The sequence below is a fragment of the Streptomyces sp. 13-12-16 genome, from assembly GCF_002114215.1.
In the GTDB taxonomy this organism is placed as follows: Bacteria; Actinomycetota; Actinomycetes; order Streptomycetales; family Streptomycetaceae; genus Streptomyces.
This window is the reverse complement of record NZ_NCTE01000477.1, coordinates 1-687: the sequence shown is the minus strand read 5'-3', so window position 1 is coordinate 687 and position 687 is coordinate 1. Positions and strand designations below refer to the sequence as shown.

Genomic DNA, 687 nt, shown 5'->3' with positions numbered 1-687 from the left:
CGCCGAGACGCTGGCCCGGGACGGCGCCGAGGTGGTCGTCCTCGACGTGCCGGGGGCCGAGGCGGACGCCCGGCGCGTCGCCGGACGGCTCGGCGGGAGGGCGCTCCCCCTCGACATCACCGCCGCCGACGCGGGCGCCCGCATCGCCGAAGCCCTCCCCGACGGCCTCGACGTCCTCGTCCACAACGCGGGCATCACCCGTGACCGGCGGCTGGTCAACATGCCGGCCGAGCGCTGGAGTCCGGTGCTGGAGGTGAACCTGGCGAGCGTGCTGCGCACCACCGACGCGCTGCTCGCCGCCGGGACCCTGAGGCGCGGCGGACGGATCGTCGCCACGGCGTCCATCGCGGGGATCGCCGGGAACGCCGGCCAGACCAACTACGGGGCGAGCAAGGCGGGCATCACCGGCCTGGTCCGCACCCTCGCCCCGCACGCGCTCGACGGGCACGGGGTGACGGTGAACGCCGTGGCGCCCGGCTTCATCGAGACGAAGATGACGGCCGCCGTCCCGCTGCTCATCCGCGAGGCGGGCCGCCGGATGAACTCCCTCGCCCAGGGCGGCCTGCCCGTCGACGTCGCCGAGACCACCGCCTGGCTCGCCCACCCCGCCTCGGGCGCGGTGAACGGGCAGGTCGTACGGGTCTGCGGCCAGAGCCTGCTGGGGGCGTGAACGCTCCATGACCTCCG

Annotated in this window: 1 protein-coding gene; it reads left to right on the top strand. The window is 76.0% G+C overall.

What is annotated here, in order from left to right:
• Positions 1 to 670: SDR family oxidoreductase (locus B7767_RS19125; protein ID WP_143652544.1), on the top strand; the 670-nt coding region annotated here is incomplete at its 5' end.
• Positions 671 to 687: the final 17 nt, after the last annotated feature.